Source organism: Micromonospora matsumotoense, assembly GCF_900091525.1.
In the GTDB taxonomy this organism is placed as follows: Bacteria; Actinomycetota; Actinomycetes; order Mycobacteriales; family Micromonosporaceae; genus Micromonospora; species Micromonospora matsumotoensis.
The window spans coordinates 1-19,365 of the sequence record NZ_FMCU01000034.1 but is presented as its reverse complement, the minus strand read 5'-3'; the positions used below and the strand labels follow the sequence as shown (position 1 = coordinate 19,365).

13 protein-coding genes and 1 tRNA gene are annotated in these 19,365 nt (G+C 73.0%); 5 read left to right on the top strand and 9 right to left on the bottom strand.

Annotated elements, in window-relative coordinates; translation table 11 throughout:
* Nucleotides 1–420 precede the first annotated feature (420 nt).
* Nucleotides 421–2,622, bottom strand: coding sequence for a transcription termination factor Rho (gene rho / locus GA0070216_RS32375; protein WP_091254328.1), 2,202 nt, complete (start codon nucleotides 2,620–2,622; stop codon nucleotides 421–423).
* A 296-nt stretch (nucleotides 2,623–2,918) separates the two neighbouring features.
* Nucleotides 2,919–3,863, bottom strand: coding sequence for a homoserine kinase (thrB, locus tag GA0070216_RS32370; protein WP_091254325.1), 945 nt, complete (start codon nucleotides 3,861–3,863; stop codon nucleotides 2,919–2,921).
* 108 nt (nucleotides 3,864–3,971) lie between these two features.
* Here thrB and GA0070216_RS32365 point away from each other — a divergent pair, with 108 nt between their 5' ends.
* On the top strand, nucleotides 3,972–4,511 hold the full coding sequence (locus GA0070216_RS32365) for a hypothetical protein (protein ID WP_141723273.1): 540 nt from the start codon (nucleotides 3,972–3,974) through the stop codon (nucleotides 4,509–4,511).
* A 47-nt stretch (nucleotides 4,512–4,558) separates the two neighbouring features.
* On the opposite strand, the gene GA0070216_RS32360 is transcribed toward GA0070216_RS32365, so the two are convergent.
* From GA0070216_RS32360 to argS, 7 genes are all read right to left on the bottom strand, one after another.
* Nucleotides 4,559–5,803: an MFS transporter gene (locus GA0070216_RS32360; RefSeq protein WP_091254319.1), complete on the bottom strand. Its 1,245-nt coding sequence runs from the start codon at nucleotides 5,801–5,803 to the stop codon at nucleotides 4,559–4,561.
* An 11-nt stretch (nucleotides 5,804–5,814) separates the two neighbouring features.
* On the bottom strand, nucleotides 5,815–6,660 hold the full coding sequence (locus GA0070216_RS32355; RefSeq protein WP_091254315.1) for a polysaccharide deacetylase family protein: 846 nt from the start codon (nucleotides 6,658–6,660) through the stop codon (nucleotides 5,815–5,817).
* A 337-nt stretch (nucleotides 6,661–6,997) separates the two neighbouring features.
* Entirely contained in the window at nucleotides 6,998–10,270 is a 3,273-nt protein-coding gene (locus GA0070216_RS32350; protein ID WP_091254312.1) for an efflux RND transporter permease subunit, read from the bottom strand.
* Between the two features lie 211 nt (nucleotides 10,271–10,481).
* The gene (thrC, locus tag GA0070216_RS32345; RefSeq protein ID WP_091254309.1) at nucleotides 10,482–11,531 is read right to left on the bottom strand and encodes a threonine synthase; all 1,050 of its coding nucleotides are present in this window, start codon (nucleotides 11,529–11,531) and stop codon (nucleotides 10,482–10,484) included.
* A 114-nt stretch (nucleotides 11,532–11,645) separates the two neighbouring features.
* Complete coding sequence (locus GA0070216_RS32340; RefSeq protein WP_176739259.1) at nucleotides 11,646–12,959, bottom strand: homoserine dehydrogenase; 1,314 nt, start codon at nucleotides 12,957–12,959, stop codon at nucleotides 11,646–11,648.
* 8 nt (nucleotides 12,960–12,967) lie between these two features.
* Nucleotides 12,968–14,353 carry a diaminopimelate decarboxylase gene (gene lysA, locus GA0070216_RS32335; protein WP_091254304.1) on the bottom strand — a complete coding sequence of 462 codons (1,386 nt, stop codon included), beginning with the start codon at nucleotides 14,351–14,353 and terminating at the stop codon, nucleotides 12,968–12,970.
* Nucleotides 14,354–14,441: 88 nt separating this feature from the next.
* Nucleotides 14,442–16,112, bottom strand: coding sequence for an arginine--tRNA ligase (gene argS, locus GA0070216_RS32330; protein WP_091254301.1), 1,671 nt, complete (start codon nucleotides 16,110–16,112; stop codon nucleotides 14,442–14,444).
* 97 nt (nucleotides 16,113–16,209) lie between these two features.
* Here argS and GA0070216_RS32325 point away from each other — a divergent pair, with 97 nt between their 5' ends.
* From GA0070216_RS32325 to GA0070216_RS32310, 4 genes are all read left to right on the top strand, one after another.
* A complete protein-coding gene (locus GA0070216_RS32325) occupies nucleotides 16,210–17,025 on the top strand; it encodes a thioredoxin-like domain-containing protein (protein WP_091254299.1) in 816 nt (271 codons plus the stop codon).
* 10 nt (nucleotides 17,026–17,035) lie between these two features.
* Nucleotides 17,036–17,704 (top strand): DUF305 domain-containing protein, encoded by a 669-nt coding sequence (locus tag GA0070216_RS32320; protein ID WP_091254296.1) that lies wholly within the window; start codon nucleotides 17,036–17,038, stop codon nucleotides 17,702–17,704.
* A 243-nt stretch (nucleotides 17,705–17,947) separates the two neighbouring features.
* Nucleotides 17,948–18,643, top strand: a complete 696-nt coding sequence (locus tag GA0070216_RS32315) for a winged helix-turn-helix domain-containing protein (RefSeq protein ID WP_091254293.1) — start codon at nucleotides 17,948–17,950, stop codon at nucleotides 18,641–18,643.
* A 285-nt stretch (nucleotides 18,644–18,928) separates the two neighbouring features.
* Nucleotides 18,929–19,000 (top strand) — tRNA-Arg (locus GA0070216_RS32310).
* The last annotated feature ends 365 nt before the right edge of the window (nucleotides 19,001–19,365 follow it).

The window sequence follows — 19,365 nt, the reverse complement described above, 5'->3', positions numbered from 1 at the left end:
GTGAGCCGACCCGACGGGCGGGCCGCACGATCGGTCCGGCAGTGGTAACGCCGGCCCACCGCACCGCATTCCCGCCGCTCCCGCCCACCATTCCTCCCCGACGCGCCGACCGGCCGGGCGGGCTCCTCCCCCAGGTTCAGGAGCCCGCCCGGCCGGGCCGCCGGGCGGCGGACGCCTCCCCAGGTTTCTTCCGCCGCCCTCCGGTGGCCGGGTCGACCGGTGACCCGCGCTCCCAGTCAACCCGGCGGCGCACACAATTTTCAAGAGCTATCGAGCCCATCGAAAGAAAATTCCATCAACGGCGATTCCCAGCTACAAACTCCCGGATGTAGCCGCCGCCGACCACCACGGCACGGCGGATACGACGAAGGGCACGGCCGGAGCGGCCGTGCCCAACGTGGCGGTCTCACCCGGGAGGGGTCACTCCCCCGGTGTCGACTTGGCGATCTGCATCAGGAACTCGATGTTGGTACGGGACTGCTTGAGCCGGTCGAGGAGCAGGTCCATCGCCGCCTGCGAATCCAGCGAGTGCAGCACCTTGCGGAGCTTGTGGATGATGGCCAGCTCCTCCGGCGCGAGCAGGACCTCTTCCTTACGCGTACCGGACGGGTTGATGTCGATGGCCGGGAAGGTGCGCTTGTCGGCGATCTTCCGGTCCAGCTTCAGCTCCGCGTTACCGGTGCCCTTGAACTCCTCGAAGATGACCGTGTCCGCCATCGACCCGGTCTCCACCAGCGCCGTGGCGATGATGGTCAGCGAGCCACCGTTCTCGATGTTGCGAGCCGCGCCCAGGAAACGCTTCGGCGGGTAGAGCGCGGTGGAGTCGATACCGCCCGACATGATCCGGCCGGAGGCCGGCGCCGCCAGGTTGTACGACCGGCCGAGCCGGGTCACCGAATCGAGCAGCACGACCACGTCGTGCCCCAGCTCGACCAGGCGCTTGGCCCGCTCGATCGCCAACTCCGCCACCGTGGTGTGGTCCTGCGGCGGACGGTCGAACGTGGCCGCGATGACCTCGCCCTTGATCGACCGCTGCATGTCGGTGACCTCTTCGGGCCGCTCGTCGACCAGCACCACCATCAGGTGGCACTCCGGGTTGTTGTGGGTGATCGCGTTGGCGATCGCCTGCAGCACCATGGTCTTACCCGCCTTGGGCGGCGACTGGATGAGTGCCCGCTGGCCCTTGCCGATCGGCATGACCAGGTCGATGACCCGGGTGGTCAGGATGTGCGGTTCGGTCTCCAGCCGCAGTCGCTCCTGCGGGTAGAGCGGGGTCAGCTTGTAGAACTCGGGACGACGTCGGGCCTCGTCCGGCTCCATGCCGTTGATGGTGTCCAACCGGACCAGCGGGTTGTACTTGTCCCGCCGCTGGTCGCCGGTGCCGCTGCTGTCCCGGGCGGCCCGGACGGCGCCGGTGATCGCGTCGCCCCGGCGCAGACCGTGCTTCTTGATCTGCGACATCGAGACGTACACGTCGTTCGGGCCGGCCAGGTAGCCGGTGGTCCGCACGAAGGCGTAGTTGTCGAGCACGTCGATGATGCCGGCCACCGGGACCAGCACGTCGTCCTCGCCGACCTGCGGTTCGCGACCGCCGCTGCCACTGCCACTGCCACCGCTGTCGTTGCTGCCCTCGACCCGGTCACCCCGGCCACGCCGACGGTCCCGGAACCGGCTGCGCCGGCCCCGCCGGCCGCCGGCCTCGTCGTCGTCCGAGTCATCGCGGTTGTCGCGGTTGTCGCGCTGACCACGCTCGCCGGAGCGGTCACCCCGGTCGCTACGGTCGGCCCGCTCGCCCCGGTCAGCGCGGTCACCCCGCTCCGCCCGGTCGTTGCCGCTGCGCTCGGCCCGGTCACCGCCCGTCCGCTCGGCCCGGTCGTTGCCGGCCCGCTCACCACGGTCGTTACCGGCACGGCCGGCCCGGTCGTTGTCGGTCCGATCGTTACCGGCCCGCTCACCGCGCTCGGCCCGGTCGTTGCCGGCCCGGTCAGCGCGCTCGGCCCGGTCGTTGCCGGCCCGGTCAGCGCCGGCCCGGTCGTTACCGGCCCGCTCGGCACGGTCGTTGCCGCCCCGCTCGGTCCGGTCGGCGCCGGCCCGCTCGGCCCGGTCCCGACCGCCGCGTCCCTCGGCCCGCTCGGGACGGTCGCCGGCCTCGACCGACGCCTCCTCGGTACGGGTCTCGACGATCGGCGGCTCGGTGGCCGGCCGCTCGGTGGCCGGCCGCGCTTCGGCGGTGCTGGCCCGAGTGCGCCGGGTCCGGGTCCGGCCCTCGGTCTCACCGGTGGCGGCAGGGGTCGCCGACGCCGGCTCGGTGGTCCGCTCCGGGGTCACCTCGGCGTGCACCTCCTCCCGGACGGGGGCAGCCGCAGCAGCCACCTCGGCCCGCGGTCGAGGGGTGCCGGTGGCGGCGCCGCCCTGCTGCCGCTCGGAGATCGCGCTGATCAGCTCGCCCTTACGCATGCGGGCGGTCCCGGAGATGCCGAGCGACGCGGCCAGGCTCTGCAGCTCCGGCAGCAGCATCGCCGACAGACCGGTACCGCTGCGCCGACGGCGGGCGGGGGCGGCGGTGGTGGCATCGCCAGCGACGTTGGAAACATCCGACGTCACGTCGGTGGTGTCGCTCAATGGATTCCTTCCCTCGATAGGCCGGGACTGCCCGGGATCGACAAGCAAGGTGGCCGGGCGGCCTCGGTGCACCCGCCTCGCATGACGCGTCGCGGGAGTCTGTGGCACAGCAGCCGGGCGGTTTCCCAACTCACCAACGTCGGTGAGCAGGTCTCGCCGTCTGCGGCGACCTGCGGAAACTGCGGTGCGGCGTGAGCCTTTGGCAGGGGTGACGGGCTGACCGCCGAGAGCTTCGGGGTGCGCCGACCCGCAGAGAGATCGCGTGCTTTCGCGGCTGTGCTGAGTCTAGAGCGTAATCAACTCTTCCGACCTGCGGCAACAGGGTCCCGCTCGGCGTGTCCCAGTCTACCCCGTGCGACCGTCGCTCCGCGCACCTCTACCGGCAACCGCCAGACTTCCCATTCTGTTCCCGGGGTGAACCCCTCGGGTGGCTCGGTGAACGCCAGCACGGTCGGGCCCGCCCCACTGACCACGGCCGCCACACCCGCCGCACGCAACGCGCTGACCAGGGCAGCCGTCTGCGGCATTCCCGGCGCGCGGTAATCCTGGTGCAACCGGTCGACGGTGGCCGGCAGCAGCAACGCCGGCTCGGCGGTCAACGCGTGCACCAGCAACGCCGACCGGCCCGCGTTCAGCGCCGCGTCCCCGTGCGGCACGGTCGACGGCAGGGCCGCCCGCGCGGTGGCCGTCAGTCCCCGCTCCCCCGGTACGAAGACCGTGGGGCGCACCCCGGCCGCCACCGGCAACGAGACCGCCCGGCCGCCGCCCGGCTCGGTCCAGGCGATGGTGAACCCGCCGCGCAGGCAGGGTGCGACATTGTCCGGATGACCCTCGATCTCGGCGGCCAGCCGCAGCACCGCGTCGTCGTCGAGCCGCTGCGCGCCGCCGGTGACCAGGCCCCGGGCCAGCAGCACCCCGGCCACGATCGCCGCCGAGGAGGACCCCAGGCCGCGCGCCTGCGGGATCCGGTTGACGCACTCCAGCGCCAGCCCCGGCGGCTGCCCACCGAGCAGGTCGAAGGCGGCCCGCATGGCGACCACCAGCAGGTGCCGGTCGTCCTGCGGCAGCTCACCGGCCCCCTCACCGGTCACCACCACCCGGACGTCGGCCGAGGTCACCTCGGCGGCCACGTCGTCGTGCAGGGCGAGGGCGAGCCCGAGGGCGTCGAACCCGGGGCCCAGGTTGGCACTGGTCGCGGGCACCCGCACCCGCACCGGCCCGGAGGCGAAAGTCGTCGGCACCGGCTCATGCTAGGGCCCGGGGCTGACCTGGCACCCGCTCGCCCGGCCGGTGGGACTGGATCACCTCGGTTAGCCTGACGCCCATCTATCAGCCGCTCAGGAGGCGACGTGGGAATGTTCGGTTACCGGGTCACGCAGTTGGTGGGACACCTGCCCGTACTGCTCACGCTGCTCACCGTCCTGGTGCTCGCCGCCACCGCCCGCCGCCGGCTGCCCGGCCGGGCCCGGTCGTTGCTGCTCGCCGGGGCCGCTGTCCTGCTGCTGGTGGAGCTGTTCAGCACCGCCTGGCTGGCGGCCCTGCCCGAGCTGATCCGGTCCCGTGCCCTCTCCGGCGGGATGCGGCAGTTCGAGCTGATGAACCTCGCCGCCAGCGCGGTCGGCTGGATCGGCTACCCGATCGGGCTGGGCCTCATCGTCGCCGCCGTGTTCACCGGCCGCGCCGCGACCCCCGCGCCGGGCCAGCCGTGGGGCGCCTGGACGCCCCCGCCCGGCGCCGCGTCCACCGGGCTCGCCACCGGTGGCCTCCCACCGGGATTCGCCGCCGGCCACCCGGGCGTCGGCCCGGTGACGCCGCACCAGGCCGCCGGGCCGTGGGGCGGGAGCGACCGGCCGCCGGCCGCCCCGCCGCAGGCCGACCCCACCAACTGAGCCGCCCCGCCGCGGTGGGACCACGCCGACCGGGCCAGGTGCGACGGTCAGCGGGCGGGCAGCGGGTCCGTGCCGGTGGCCGGGTCGGTGAGCGAGAGCCGGCGGGTGGCGATCCGCCAGCCCACCGCGTAGACGACGGTGACCAGGCCGCAGCCGGCCAGCACCACCCGCTCGTCCACCAGGTCGACCACGCCGGCCACCACCAGCTGACTGACCGAGATCGCCAGGGTCGCCAGCATCATGTCGGTGGCGAAGACCCGGCCCCGCAGCCGGTCGGGCACCTCGCCCTGCAGCGCGAAGTTCGACAGCACCCAGTTGCTGCCGCCGCCGAAGTGGGCCACGAAGACCAGCAGCAGCACCAGCGGGAACCAGCTCGCCACCGCCGCGCCCAGGTAGGCCAGCCCGTACAGCGACATCGACAGGGCCAGGCCGGGCAGCAGCCAGGCCCGGTTGGTCAGCACCCGGCTCATCAGGATCGGCCCGACCAGCGCCCCCGCCCCCCGCGCCGCGAAGAGCAGACCGGTGCCCACCGGCCCGACCCCGTACACGGCGGCCAGCAGGGGGAACACGGTCAGCACGCCGTTGCCCAGGCCCACCGCCGACTTGACGGTGACCAGCGCCAGCACCCGGGGCCGGTGCCGGATGTGCCCCAGCGCCTCACGGATCGCCGGCCAGGTGCGCGGCGTCGGCCGGCCGACCTCCCGGGCCGCCTGCAACGGCCGGCGGATCAGCGCCGCCAGGCCCGCCGCCAGCACCAGGCCGACCGCCCCCACCCAGAAGCAGGCGTACGGCCCGACCACCGCGCTCAACACACCGCCGAGGGACGCGCCGACCACCGTCATCGTCCCCCAGGCGGACCCGGCGATGGCGTTGCCGGCGGCCAGGTCGGCCGGGTCGACCACGTTGGGCAGGGCGGCCTGCGCGGCCGGCGAGTAGAACGCCTTGCCGACCGCCACCGCCGCGATCGCCACCATGGCCAGCCAGGCCGTGCCGGCGTCGCGCACACCGAGCAGCAGCAGCACGCCGAGCAGGGTCACGCCGTTCGCGGCCATCATCACCTTCCGGCGGTCGAACCGGTCGGCGATGGTCCCGGTGTACGGCAGCAGTAGCGCCAACACGCCGGTGTCCAGGGCCAGCACCAGTGCGCCCCACACGCCACTGCCGGTCAACTGCGGCAGCAGCACCAACAGCGGCACCATGACGAACCAGTCGGCGCCGAAGACCACCAGCTCGGCCAGGAAGAGGTTGCGGAAGTCCCGGTTGCGGACGAGAACGGAGAGCGGAGAGGACACGTGCCCGGACCCTACCCGCCCACGCGCGGTCCGCTCGCCCGGCTCAGCAACTGGGAGACCGTGACGAAGGTGTAGCCGCGGGCCCGCAGGCCGGTGATCATCGCGTCCAGGCCCCGCACCGCCACCTGCCGGTTCTCCGAACCCGCGTCGTGGGCGAGCAGGATGGTGCCCGGCACGACGTCGGCCACGATCCGTCGGGCGTGTCCGGCCGGGTCGTCCGGGAACTCGCCCTCCACCATCTGCAACGACCAGAGCACGACGCGGTAGTCGAGGCGTACGGCAGCGTGCAGCACCCCGCCGCCCAGGTGCCCGTACGGCGGCCGGACCAGCCGGGGCGGCACCCCGGTGACCTCGGTGATGGCCTCGTGCGACCGGCGCAGGTCGTCGTGCACCTCGGTGGCGGCCAACCTCGCCAGGTCCCGGTGCCGCCAGCTGTGGTTGCCCACCTCGTGTCGGGTCAGCCGCCCCCGGATCAGCCCGGCGTGCCGGCGGACCCGCGCGCCGACCAGGAAGAAGGTCGCCGGTACCGCGTGCCGGTCCAGGATGTCCAGCACGGTCGGCGTCCACTGCGGCAGCGGGCCGTCGTCGAAGGTCAGCGCGATCAGCCGTTCGGTCGCCGGCACGTGCCACACCACCTGGAGTCCACCCGCACCGACGTCCTGTCGCCGATTGCCGACGGTGGCACTGGCCGGGCCGCCGGAGAGCGGCAGGTGCCGGTCGGCGAGCCCCGCCCCCTGCGACATGCCGACGGCGCCCAGCGTGATGCCCCCGGCCAGCAGCGCCCCGCCGCCCAGCACCCGCCGTCGGCCCCACCGCCCGCCGTCCGGGTCGGTCGTCTCTGCCTCACCCCGCGCCATCACCCAGGGTGGATGGACGATGACCGACGGTAGATGACCACAGGGTGACCGTACCCCCCGGTCGACGCGATGTCCCGGGCCCGGCACGACGCGCCCCCGGCAGGTGGTCCCGGCCGGGGGCGCGTCGGACGGCGACGACCGCGCCGGGCCTGGCCCGGCGCGGTCGCGGTCGTGGTACGCCCTGGCGCGTCGACCGCGCCGCGACCCGACTGACGGTCGCGGCGCGGTCGACGGCCCAATTCGGTCGACGGAGCCACTCGGTCGCCGGCCCTGGCCGGTCGACGGAGCTAACCCCTCGACGGAGCTACTCGGTGGGCGCAGTCGCCCGTGGACGGAGTTACTCGGCCGGTGGCAGCGGTGACCGGCGGCTCTTCGGCAGCCGCAGCACCTCGAACTGGTCCGTGCCGTCCACCAGGGCCGCCGACGGGGTCGGCCGGGCCGGCGGCTCGGTCGCCGCCTCGGCGGCCGGGGCACCCACCGGGGCCGGGACCTCGGCGTCCCGGTCGGCGGGCGTCCCGGTCGGAGCGTCGACGTCGGAGGTCCTCCCCCGCCGGCCGGCCCGCCACCCACGCAGCGACTCCTTGGTGTGCTCCACCATCGTGTAGAGGGTCGGCACCAGGACCAGGGTGAGCAGGGTGGAGCTGAGCAGGCCACCGATCACCACCACGGCGAGCGGCTGGGAGATGAAGCCACCCTCCCCGGTGAGCCCGAAGGCCATCGGCAGCAACGCGAAGATGGTGGCCACCGCGGTCATCAGGATCGGCCGCAGCCGGCGTCGACCACCCTCGACCACCGCCTCGCTGACGCTCATCCCCTGCGCCCGGTACTGGTTGACCAGGTCCAGCAGCACGATCGCGTTGGTCACCACGATGCCGACCAGCATGAGCACGCCGATCAACGCCGGCACGCCCAGCGGGGTCCCGGTGACCAGCAGCAGGGCGATCGCGCCGGTCGCCGCGAACGGGATGGAGATCAGCAGGATCAGCGCCTGGATGATGCTCCGGAACGTCGCCACCATGATCAGGAAGACGATCGCGATCGCGGCCAGCACGGCCAGGCCCAGGTCGCCGAAGGCGTCCTCCTGCTGGGCGCTCGCCCCGCCCACGGTGATCGTCGCCCCCGGCACGTCCAGGTCGTCCAGCCGCTGCTTGAGCGCGGTCGTGGTCGCGCCCAGGTTGGAGCCGGTGGCCGTGCCGGTCACCGACACGCTGCGCTCACCGTCGATCCGGGTGACCTGCTGCGGTCCCTCGCCCCGGGTGACGTCGGCGATGTCGTCCAGCTTCACCGGGCCCACCGGCAACGCCCGCAACTGCTCCTCGGTCGCCGGCGGGGTGGCCGTGGTCCGCAGCACCACGTCCTGCTGGCCACCGTCGAGCGTCACCCGGCCCAGCGGACTGCCCCGGTACGCCTGCGACACCAACTGCCCGACCGCCGCCTCGCTCAGCCCCACCCGGGCCGCGGCCAGCCGGTCGACGGTGACGTCGACCCGGGGCACCCGGTCGGCCAGGCTGGTGGCGACGTCCTCGACACCGGAGAGGCCGGCCATCGCGCCCCGGACCTGGTCGGCGGCCCGGTTCAGGGTGTCGGTGTCGGCGGCCTGGACGACCACCTCCAACTGGTTGCCCGAGGTGCCCCCCTGCCCGTTGTCGAAGCTCAGCTCACCGGCCCCGGCGCCGAGCCTGTCGAACTCCCGGCGCAGGACCTGCTTCATCTCCTTGGCGTCGGTGTCACCGCCGAGCGCCACCGACCAGCGGGCGGTGTTGTTGCCACCCCCCGCCAGCCACGGCTGGTCGTTGCCGCCCACGCTCACCTGGTAGGTCTCGACCCCGTCGGTACGCCCCAGCACCCCCTCCACCAGGCGGGCCGCCTGGTCGGTGGCGGCCAGCCCCGACCCGGCCGGCAGCTTCTGGCTGATGCTCAGGGTGTCCTGGCCGGAGTCGTCGAGGAAGTTGGTCTCCAGCTTCTGGGCCAGCCCGAAGGTGCCGAACAGCAGCAGGACGCCCACCGCCACGGTGATCCACCGGGTCCGGCGGGTCCGGGTGGCGAACCCGATCACCGGCAGGTACGCCCGCTGCAACGGGCTGCGCAGCTCCTTGGCCTCGGCGGCCCGGCGGACCGCCTCGTCCGCGCCGTCGCGCGGCGGCTTGAGGAACCAGTACGCCAGTACCGGGATCACCGTCAGCGACACCAGCAGCGAGGCGAGCAGGGCCACCGTGACGGTGATCGCGAACGGCGCGAAGAGCTGCCCGACGAAGCCACCCACCAGGGCGATCGGCGCGAACACCGCGACCGTGGTGAGCGTCGACGCGGTGACCGCCCCGGCCACCTCGCGGACGGCGGCGACGATCGCGTCCCGTTTCGGTTCGCCGTACTCCAGATGGCGTTTGATGTTCTCCAACACCACGATCGAGTCGTCGACCACCCGGCCGACCGCGATGGTGAGCGCGCCCAGGGTGAGCAGGTTGAGCGAGTAGTCGCCGACCCAGAGGGCGAGCAGCGCCACCACCACCGACAGCGGGATGGAGACCGCGGTGACCAGGGTGGACCGGATCGAGAGCAGGAAGACCAGGATCACCACGACCGCCATCAGCAGGCCGAGCAGCCCCTCGGTGGTCAGACTCTCGATCGACTTCTCCACGAACGGGGCCTGGTCGAACACGATGGTCAGCTCGGTGCCGGAGGCCGACCTGAGGTCGTCCAGCCGGTCCCGGATGTCGTGCGAGATGCGGACGGCGTTGCCGTCCTGGGCCGCCGTGACCTGGACGCCGATGCTCTCCTTGCCGTTGGTCCGGGTGATCGCGGTGGCCGGGGCGAGCTGCTGCTCGACGGTCGCCACGTCACCGAGACGGACCGGGACGGCCTTCGGCGCGGTCGGGGTGAGCGCGATGCCGCGCAACTCGTCGAGGGTGGTGACCGGGGCGCCCACCTGCACCGGCAGCGCGCTGGTGCCGTCGACGACCGCACCGGCCGGCACGGCGATGCCGTTGGTCTTCAGCGCGGTGGCGATGGCGGTCGGATTCAGCTTCGCGGCGGCGAACTTCGCCGGGTCGGGCACGATCGTCACGACCTGGTCGCGGGTGCCGGTCACGGCGACCGTCCGGACGCCGTCGATCCCCTCCAGCTCGGGCACCACGGTGTCGCGCAGCTTCGCGGCGAGCGCCTGCTCGTCACCGCCGCCGGTGGCGGCCAGCACCACGGCCGGCAGGTCGTCGGTGCTGCCGGTGATGACCTGCGGGTCCACGTCGTCGGGCAGCTGCGCGTCGACCCGGCTCAGCGCGGTCTGCATCTTGTTGGCCACGTCGTCGATGTCGGTGCCGAAGACGAACTCCACAGCGATCGTCGCCGACCCCTCCCGCGAGGTGGAGGTGACCTTCTCCAGCCCGGGGATGCTCTGGAGGCTGTTCTCGATCGGCTCGGTGACCTGCGCCTCGACGATCTCCGGCGAGGCGCCCGGGTAGACCGCGACGACGAACGCGCCGGGGAACTCCAGCGACGGCAGCAGCTGCTGCTTGAGCGAGGGGACGGCGAACGCCCCGAACGCCGCGGTCACCACCGCGATCAGGGCGACGAGCCCCCGGTTGGCGAGGCTGGATCTGGCGAGCAGCGACATCGGCGTGGCTCACTCCTGGGAGAGGGGACAGGCGTCTACGAAGTCTGCCCGACCCGGTCTCCCCTGCCCCGCACGGGGTCACCGCCTCCCGGTCGGGGCCGACGACCGCAGGAAACCGCCGCCGGTCGGATCGACCGGGCGGCGGGGGCCGCGCCGGTCAGGCGGCGGGTGACCGCCGCACCGGTCGCCGGGGCGGCCGGCAGGGGTGGGATCAGGCCAGGTCGAGGGAGCGGGCGGCGGTCAGGGCGTCGTTGGCGATGGTGATCGGCGCGGGCGCGGTGGAGATCGCCCACTCCGGGTCCTTGAGGCCGTGGCCGGTGACCGTGCAGACCACGGTGGCGCCGGCCGGGACCTGACCCGCCGCGCCCTGCTGGAGCAGCCCCGCCACGCTGGCCGCGCTGCCCAGCTCGACGAAGACCCCCACCTCCCGGGCGAGCAGCCGGTAGGCCGCGAGGATCTCCCGGTCGGTCACGGCGGCGATCAGCCCCTGCGAGGCGTCCCGGGCGTCGAGCGCCTTGGTCCAGCTCGCCGGGTTGCCGATCCGGATGGCGGTGGCGATGGTCGACGGCTCCGGCACCACCTGACCGCTGACGATCGGGGCCGCGCCGGCGGCCTGGAAGCCGTACATCTTCGGAGCGCGGGTGGCGTTGCCGGCCCGCAGGTCCTCCGAGTAACCCATCCAGTAGGCGGAGATGTTGCCGGCGTTGCCGACCGGCAGGCAGTGGATGTCTGGGGCGTCACCGAGCGCCTCGACGATCTCGAACGCGGCCGTCTTCTGGCCGTGCAGGCGGTCCGGGTTGACCGAGTTGACCAGGGCCACGGGGAAGTCCTGGGCGAGCTTCGAGGCCAGCGCGAGACAGTCGTCGAAGTTGCCCCGCACCTGGAGCAGCTTGGCCCCGTGCACCAGCGCCTGGGCCAGCTTGCCCAGCGCGATCTTGCCCTGCGGCACCAGCACCGCGCAGGTGATCCCGGCCCGGGCCGCGTACGCGGCGGCGGAGGCGCTGGTGTTGCCGGTGGAGGCGCAGATGATCGCCTTGTCGCCGGCCTCGACCGCCTTGGAGACGGCGACCGTCATGCCCCGGTCCTTGAACGAGCCGGTGGGGTTGGCCCCCTCGACCTTCAGATAGACGTCGGCACCGAGCCGGGCGGAGAGCGCCGGCGCGGGCAGCAGCGGGGTGTTCCCCTCGTGCAGGGTGACCACGGGCGTGGCGTCGGTGACCGGCAGCCGGTCCCGGTACGTCTCGATCAGACCCCGCCACATGTCGCTCTCCTCGCCTCTGCCGCCCCGGTCGTGCCGGAGCCCCTGCCAGCCTGGACCAGCCTCGCCGACCGGTCCCCGGCACACCCACTGATAACCATCAGGCGAGACGCCGGGTCACGCGCCGCCCTCGACCCGCAGCACGCTCGCCACCGAGCGGACGATGTCCAGCCCGCGCAACTCCCGTACCGTCGCGGCGAGCGCGGCGTCCGGGGCGACGTGGGTGACGATGACCAGGTCGGCGTCCTCGCCACGACCCGCCGGGCCGCCGCCGGCCGGCCCCTGCCGGACGGTGGCGATGGAGACGTCGTGCCGGGCGAACACCCCGGCCACCCCCTGGAGCACACCCGGCCGGTCGACCACGTCGAGGCTGATGTGGTAGCGGGTCAGCGCCTCGCCCATCGGCCGGACCGCCAGGTCGGCGTACGCGGACTCGCTGGCCGCGTACGCCCCGGCGAGCCGGTTGCGGGCCACCGCCACCACGTCACCGAGGACCGCGCTGGCGGTCGGCGCCCCGCCCGCCCCCCGGCCGTAGAACATCAACTGCCCGGCCGCCTCGGCCTCGACGAAGACCGCGTTGAACGCGTCGCCGACGCTGGCCAGCGGGTGGGTCAGCGGGATCATCGCGGGGTGCACCCGGACGCTGACCGTCTCCCGGCCGGCCTCGTCGGTGCCCCGGGCGGCGATGCAGAGCAGCTTGATGGTGCAGCCCATCGCCTTGGCGCTGGCCATGTCGGCGACGGTGACCTCGGTGATGCCCTCGCGGTGCACGTCGGCGGCGGTGACCCGGGTGTGGAAGGCGAGCGAGGCCAGGATGGCCGCCTTCGCGGCGGCGTCGAAGCCCTCCACGTCGGCGGTCGGGTCGGCCTCGGCATATCCCAGTTCGGTCGCCTCGTCCAGCGCCTCCGCGAAGCCGGCGCCGGTGGCGTCCATCGCGGAGAGGATGAAGTTGGTGGTGCCGTTGACGATGCCGGTGACCCGGTTGATCCGGTCGCCGTGCAGCGACTCGCGCAGCGGACGCAGCAGCGGGATCGCCCCGGCGACGGACGCCTCGTAGTAGAGGTCGGCTCCGCCCTCGGCCGCCGCGTCGTGCAGGGCCGCGCCGTCCTCGGCGAGCAGCGCCTTGTTGGCGGTGACCACGCTCTTGCCGGCGCGCAGCGCCTCCACCAGCCAGCTCCGCGCCGGTTCGATGCCGCCGACCACCTCGACGACCACGTCCACGTCGTCGCGTTTGATCAGGCCGAGCGGGTCGGTGGTGAACAGCGCCGGGTCGACGGGGAGGTCACCCCGATCCCGGCCGACCCGCCGTACGGCGATGCCGGCGATCTCCAGCGGAGCACCGATCCGGGCGGCCAGGTCGGCGGCCTGCGTGTGCAGCAGCCGGACCACCTCGCTACCGACCGTTCCGCAGCCGAGCAGGGCCAAGCGCACAGGTGACGTCATCCCACATCCAAAGCGAGCAGGTCTTCTTCGGTCTCCCGCCGCACGATCAGCCGGGCTCGGCCGTCACGCACCGCGACCACCGGGGGTCGGGGCACATGGTTGTAGTTGCTGGCCATGCTCCGGCAGTACGCCCCCGTGCCGGGTACGGCGACAAGATCTCCGGGCTGCACGTCGGCGGGCAGGAATTCATCCTTCACCACGATGTCCCCGGACTCACAATGCTTTCCCACCACGCGGGCCAACAACGGCTCGGCGGTCGAGGCCCGCCCGGCCAGCGTGGCCGAGTACGAGGCGTCGTAGAGCGCGGTCCGGATGTTGTCGCTCATCCCGCCGTCCACGCTCACGTACGTCCGCAGCCCGTCCACGTCCTTGACGGTGCCGACCTCGTAGAGGGTGAAGACGGCGGGCCCGACGATGGCCCGGCCCGGCTCGATCGACAGCCGCGGCACGGCCAGGTTCTCCGCGGCGCACTCCAAGTCGACGATCTTGCGGAGCCGCTTGGCCAGCTCGTCCGGCGTGGCCGGGTCGTCCTGGGTGGTGTACGCGATGCCGAAGCCACCGCCCAGGTCCAGCTCGGGCAGCTCCACCCCGCGCGCGTCGCGGATCTGCGCCTGGAGGGCGAGCACCCGGCGGGCGGAGACCTCGAAGCCGCTGGTGTCGAAGATCTGCGAGCCGATGTGCGAGTGCAGCCCGCGCAGGTCCAGCACACCCTCGTCGATGACCTTGAAGGCGGCTGCGGCGGCGGCCCCACCGGCCAGCGAGAAACCGAACTTCTGGTCCTCGTGGGCGGTGGCGATGAACTCGTGGGTGTGCGCCTCCACCCCGACGGTGACCCGGATCAGCACGGCGGGGCGGACCCCGCGCTCCCGGGCCAGCGCGGTGAGCCGGTCGATCTCGGTGAACGAGTCGAGGATGACCCGGCCCACCCCGGCGTCCAGCGCCCGGGTCAGCTCGGAAACCGACTTGTTGTTGCCGTGGAAGCCGATCCGCTCCGCCGGCATCCCGGCCGACAGCGCGGTGGCCAGCTCGCCCCCGGAGCAGACGTCCAGGTGCAGGCCCTCCTCGGCGATCATGCGGACCACCGCCCGGCAGAGGAACGCCTTGCCGGCGTAGTAGACGTCCGCGTCGGGGAAGGCGGCCCGGAAGTCCCGGGCGCGCGAGCGCAGGTCGTCCTCGTCGAGGACGTACGCCGGGGTGCCGTACTCGGCGGCCAGCTCGCGGACGTCGAGGCCCGCGACGGTCAGCGCGCCGCCCGCGCCGCGCGCGACCCGGCGGGGCCAGAGCTGCGGGACCAGGGCGTTGATGTCGGCCGGCGGACGCAGCCAGCCCGGCCCCCGGTCACCGATGTCGCCGTGCATCGCACCGGCTTCGTGGGCACGCATCAGCGACCTCCGCCCCGGGGCCGCGGCGACCGCCGGCCCGCTCCGCCGACCTGCGGACGCAGGCCCGTTCCTCGGGTACGCATCAGGGCTACATCCTCTCCGGGGCGGAGACGCCGAGCAGGCGCAGCCCGTTGGCGATCACCGTGCGGGTGGCGTCGTTGAGCCAGAGCCGGGCCCGGTTTCCGTCGCCGATCGGCTCGTCGCCGCGCGGCAGAATCCGGCAGGCCGGCTCGTCGTAGAACCGGTGGTACGCCCCGGCCAGCTCCTCCAGGTAGCGGGCCACCCGGTGCGGCTCACGCAGTTCGGCGGCGGCGGCGACCACGGCGGGGAACTCGGCGAGCGCCTTGAGCAGCTCGTTCTCCTTGTCGTGGGCGAGCAGCTCGGGGTGGAAGTCGGCACCGCTGCCGCGCACCAATCCGACCTCGCCGGCCTGCCGGGCGGCGCTGGCCGTCCGGGCGGCGACGTACTGCACGTAGTAGACCGGGTTGTCGCGGGTGGCCCGGGTCCACAGCTCCACGTCGATGTCGATCGGCGAGTCGCTGGAGTAGCGGGCCAGCGCGTACCGGGAGGCGTCCACCCCGATCGCGTCGACCAGGTCCTCCAGGGTGACCACGGTGCCGGCCCGCTTGCTCATCCGCACCGGTACGCCGTCGCGGACCAGGTTGACCAGCTGGCCGATGAGGATCTCCAGGTTGACCGCCGGGTCGTCGCCGAAGCAGGCGGACATCGCCTTCATCCGCCCGAGGTAGCCGTGATGGTCGGCGCCCAGCATGATCACGACCCGTTCGAAGCCGCGCTCCCGCTTGTCCAGGTAGTAGGCGCAGTCGGCGGCGAAGTACGTCCACTCGCCGTTGGACTTGCGCAGCACCCGGTCCTTGTCGTCACCGAAGTCGGTGGTGCGCAGCCAGGTCGCCCCGTCGGCCTCGTACAGGTGGCCCTGTGCGCGCAGCCGGTCCAGGGCCAGCTCCAGCTCGCCCCGGTCGTGCAGGTCCTTCTCGTTGAAGTAGGTGTCGAACTCCACCCCGAAGCCGCGCAGCGAGGACCTGATCTCGGCGAACATCAACGTCACACCCTCGACCCGGAACACCTCCTGGGCCTCGGCGTCGGCCAGGTCCAGCACGTCCGGCCGGATCGCCCGGACCTGCGCGGCGATCTCGGCGATGTACGCCCCGCCGTAGCCGTCCTCGGGGGCCGGCTCGCCCTTCGCGGCGCACCGCAGCGACCGGGCGAACCGGTCGATCTGCGACCCGGCGTCGTTGAAGTAGTACTCGGTGCCCACCTCGGCGCCGGTGGCCCGCAGCAACCGGCTGAGCGCGTCGCCGACGGCGGCCCAGCGGACCCCGCCGATGTGCACCGGGCCGGTCGGGTTGGCCGAGACGAACTCCAGGTTGATCCGCTGGCCGGCGAGCCGGTCGCTGCGGCCGTACTCCGGGCCGGCCTCGACGATCACCCGGGCGAGCTGGCCGGCGGCGGCGGCGTCGAGCCGGATGTTGAGGAACCCGGGGCCGGCGATCTCCACCGACTTGACCCCGGCCGCCCGCCCGAGCTGTTCGGCCAGCGCAGCGGCCAACTCCCGGGGCGGGACGCCCACCTTCTTGCTGAGCTGGAGGGCCAGCGTCGAGGCGTAGTCGCCGTGGTCGGGATTGCGCGGTCGCTCCACCGCCGTACGCGCCGGAAGCGCGGCGGGGTCGAGCCCACGCGCGGTGAAAACGGCGTGGGCTGCGGAGAGGACGACCTCGGCGAGTTCTGCGGGAGTCACCGAACCATGTTATCGGGGGTAGACTCGGGCACTCGGCGGCGACCCTGAGCGTCACCCGGCCCGCCCATCCCCTGACCGACCGACCTGACGAGGCACGATGAGCATCAGCACCCCGGGCGGCCCTGAGCGCCGTCCGACCGTGGTCAGCACCGGCAAGAAGCCGGCGGCAGGCCGGCCCGCGTCCGGCGCCAAGCCCGGGGCCGGCAAGTCCGCGGCCGCGCCCCGGCAGACGTCGGGCGGTAAGGGCCCCCGCAAGCCGATCACGCCGGTGAAGGTGAGCCAGGGCCGGTCCTGGGGCCCGATCGCCCTGTTCGTCGCCGTCGGCGTGCTCGCCGTCTCGATCATCGGCTACGGCGCGTACGCGGCCTTCCAGGGTTCCAAGTCGTGGGAGCAGCGGGCCGCCGACATCGACGGCATCGTCGACTTCCGGGACAAGGACAAGAAACTCGTCCAGGGTGGCCAGCACCAGCAGGGGGCGATCAAGTACGACGTCCTCCCGCCGGTGGCCGGCCCGCACAACCCGGCCTGGCAGAACTGCATGGGTGACGTCTACGACGCCCCGATCGCCAACGAGCACGCGGTGCACAGCCTGGAGCACGGCACGGTCTGGATCACCTACCGCCCCGACCTGCCGGCCGACCAGGTCAGCAAGCTCCGCAGCAAGACGCAGGGCGTGGAGAAGGTCATGCTCAGCCCGTTCGAGGGGCTGGACAAGCCGATCTCGCTCCAGGCGTGGGGTTACCAGCTCAAGGTCGACAACGCCGACGACAGCCGGATCGACGAGTTCATCAAGACGCTGCGGGTGAACGCCTCGGTCGAGGGTCCGAACGCCAACTGCGGCCAGGGCATCACGGCCACCGGCACCGCCCCGCGCGACAACGTCCCGCAGCAACAGCAGCAGCCGACCCAGTGAGGACGTGGCGATGACCGCCCCCACGACGACCGACACGCCGCCCGTCGAGCCCTCGGTCACCACCTCCGGTGACCGGCGGCCCGCCGGCCGCTACGGCGTGCTCGCCCTGACCGCCGCCGTCGTGGTCGGTCTCCTCCTCGGGTACGCCGGTGGTCTGCTGACCCCGACGTTGACCCGACCGGGCGACAGTTCGGCGGAGGCGGGCTTCGCCCGGGACATGACCACCCACCACGCCCAGGCGGTGGAGATGGGGCTGATCGCCTTCGACCGGGGCACCGACCCGGAGGTACGTCAGATCGGCGGCGACATCGCCACCGGCCAGCAGGGCGAGATCGGCACCATGCAGACCTGGCTGCGGTCGTGGGGGCTCGACCCGACCGGTGACCAGCCCCGGATGGCCTGGATGCCGGACGGCACCGGCAAGATCGAAAACGGTCTGATGCCGGGCATGGCAACCCCGGAGGAGATGGCGAAGCTGCGCGTCGCCCAGGGGCGCGATTTGGACGTCCTCTTCCTCCAGATGATGATCAAGCACCACCTCGGCGGCATCCACATGATCCAGGGCATCCTCGACGCCGGTGGCGACGACGACGTCCGCAAGGTCGCGCAGACCATGAAGAACACCCAGCAGACGGACCTGACCAACCTGCAGAACGCCCTGAAGCGCCTGGGGGGCTGACCCCGTCCCCGCACGTCGAGAGGCCCGCGTCCCGCCCCGGCGGACGCGGGCCTCCGCGCGTCACCGCCTCCCTCGCCGACGCGGGTGCGGACCCGGCGGCACGCGGCGACATGGAGCGCGAAGACCCGTAACGCGGGTTATGGGCGATTTGTATTTTTAGCGCTGTCTGCACCTTTGAGGGTCTACGAGAGTTTTCTACCCACATATCGTGACCAGTTGCGATTCGTGCTCGTTGCGCAGGACGTGGGGGTTGCACTCAGAGACGCGCGGCGCTCGGTCACCAGTTGGTGCCGACGCCACACCATCGGCGGTGACGGAGCGGTGGCAGCCGCCCGTCGCGGACACCGGCAGGGCGAGTCGGGAGCGCTCAGCCGGGAACAGGAACTCGAACTGATCGACGTACTACGGGGCGTCCACCCCGACGAGTTCGGGCTGGACGAGGAGTTGTGGACGCGGCAGAGCCTCGCCGCGCTGATCCAGCACCGCTTCGACCTGGCGATCGACGCCGGCACCGTCGGGGCGTACCTGCGGGCCTGGGGGTTGGGTCCGCGGGAGCCGCGCGAGCGGGCCTGCGGGCTCTGCGTCGGCGCGGTCGAGCACTGGGTACGCGGCGAGTACCCGGCCATCACCCGGGCCGCCCAGGAGCACGACGCGGAGGTCTACTGGATCGGCCGGATACGCCTGCGGGGCACCATGCCGGCCGCCGAGGTCATCTCGGCGGTGTCGTCCCGGGGCCGGGTCCGGTTCATGGTGACCACGCCCAGCGTGGACCCACCGCTGCCCCGCGACTTCGTGTTCCGGCTCAGCGGCGCCGACCAGCACCCGGTGCACCTGATCGTGGACGGCTCCTGGCCCCGCAACGAATGGCCCCGCCGGCTCCCCCGGCGCATCGCCCTGCATCCGCTGCCAAGCTGCGGCCGCACCCTGGCCGCCGCCTGACCGCCCATCCGGCCACCGGTAGCGATCCGCCCGGCCCGACCGGTGGCGGTGGCGGTGGCGTCCCGCCCGACCGGCCCGACCGGCGGCGGTGGCGTCCCGCCCGGCCCGCCCGGTGACCGATCCGCCCGGTCCGGCCGCCGGTGACGTTCCGCCGCCGACGGGCGTCGCGGTCGACCCCGGCCCGCCCCGTCACCATGATCACGCAGGTCAGCGGGATGCGCCGGTGGGGGCCGGGTGGCGATTCGGTGATCCCGGAGGGGTTTGCTACTCTTCTCGGGTCGCTGAGCCCCCGTAGCTCAGGGGATAGAGCACCGCCCTCCGGAGGCGGTGGCGCAGGTTCGAATCCTGCCGGGGGCACACTTGCTAGGAAGCCGAGACCAGCACACGAAGGCCGCTGACCAGGGGAAACCCGGCCAGCGGCCTTCGTCGTTCCAGCACCCCGGTTCCGCCACCAGCGTCCAGGCCGCCCAGTCGTCAGGCCGCCAATGGTCGCGCCACCAGCATTACGCCGCCAGCGGCCCTGGCGGCGGCCGTGCCGAATGCGCGCTGACGCGAGGCGATGATCAACTCAATATCGCCCCAATGGCGCTGTCGCGGCCCTGGGACACCGCTATTTCGACCCACGGGAGTGGATCATCGTGGGGCAGTGCCGGCGGGCCGGGCGGCGCGGGGCAGGACGGGGCGGGGCAGGACGGGGGCAGGGAAGGACGGGGCGGGGCAGG

Coding starts and splice junctions, on each gene's coding strand:
- GA0070216_RS32350 (WP_091254312.1), bottom strand. CDS start 10,270: ATGTCGCTGCTCGCCAGATCCAGCCTCGCCAACCGGGGGCTCGTCGCC.
- GA0070216_RS32320 (WP_091254296.1), top strand. CDS start 17,036: ATGACCGCCCCCACGACGACCGACACGCCGCCCGTCGAGCCCTCGGTC.
- GA0070216_RS32325 (WP_091254299.1), top strand. CDS start 16,210: ATGAGCATCAGCACCCCGGGCGGCCCTGAGCGCCGTCCGACCGTGGTC.
- thrC (WP_091254309.1), bottom strand. CDS start 11,531: ATGTGGCGGGGTCTGATCGAGACGTACCGGGACCGGCTGCCGGTCACC.
- lysA (WP_091254304.1), bottom strand. CDS start 14,353: ATGCGTGCCCACGAAGCCGGTGCGATGCACGGCGACATCGGTGACCGG.
- GA0070216_RS32355 (WP_091254315.1), bottom strand. CDS start 6,660: ATGGCGCGGGGTGAGGCAGAGACGACCGACCCGGACGGCGGGCGGTGG.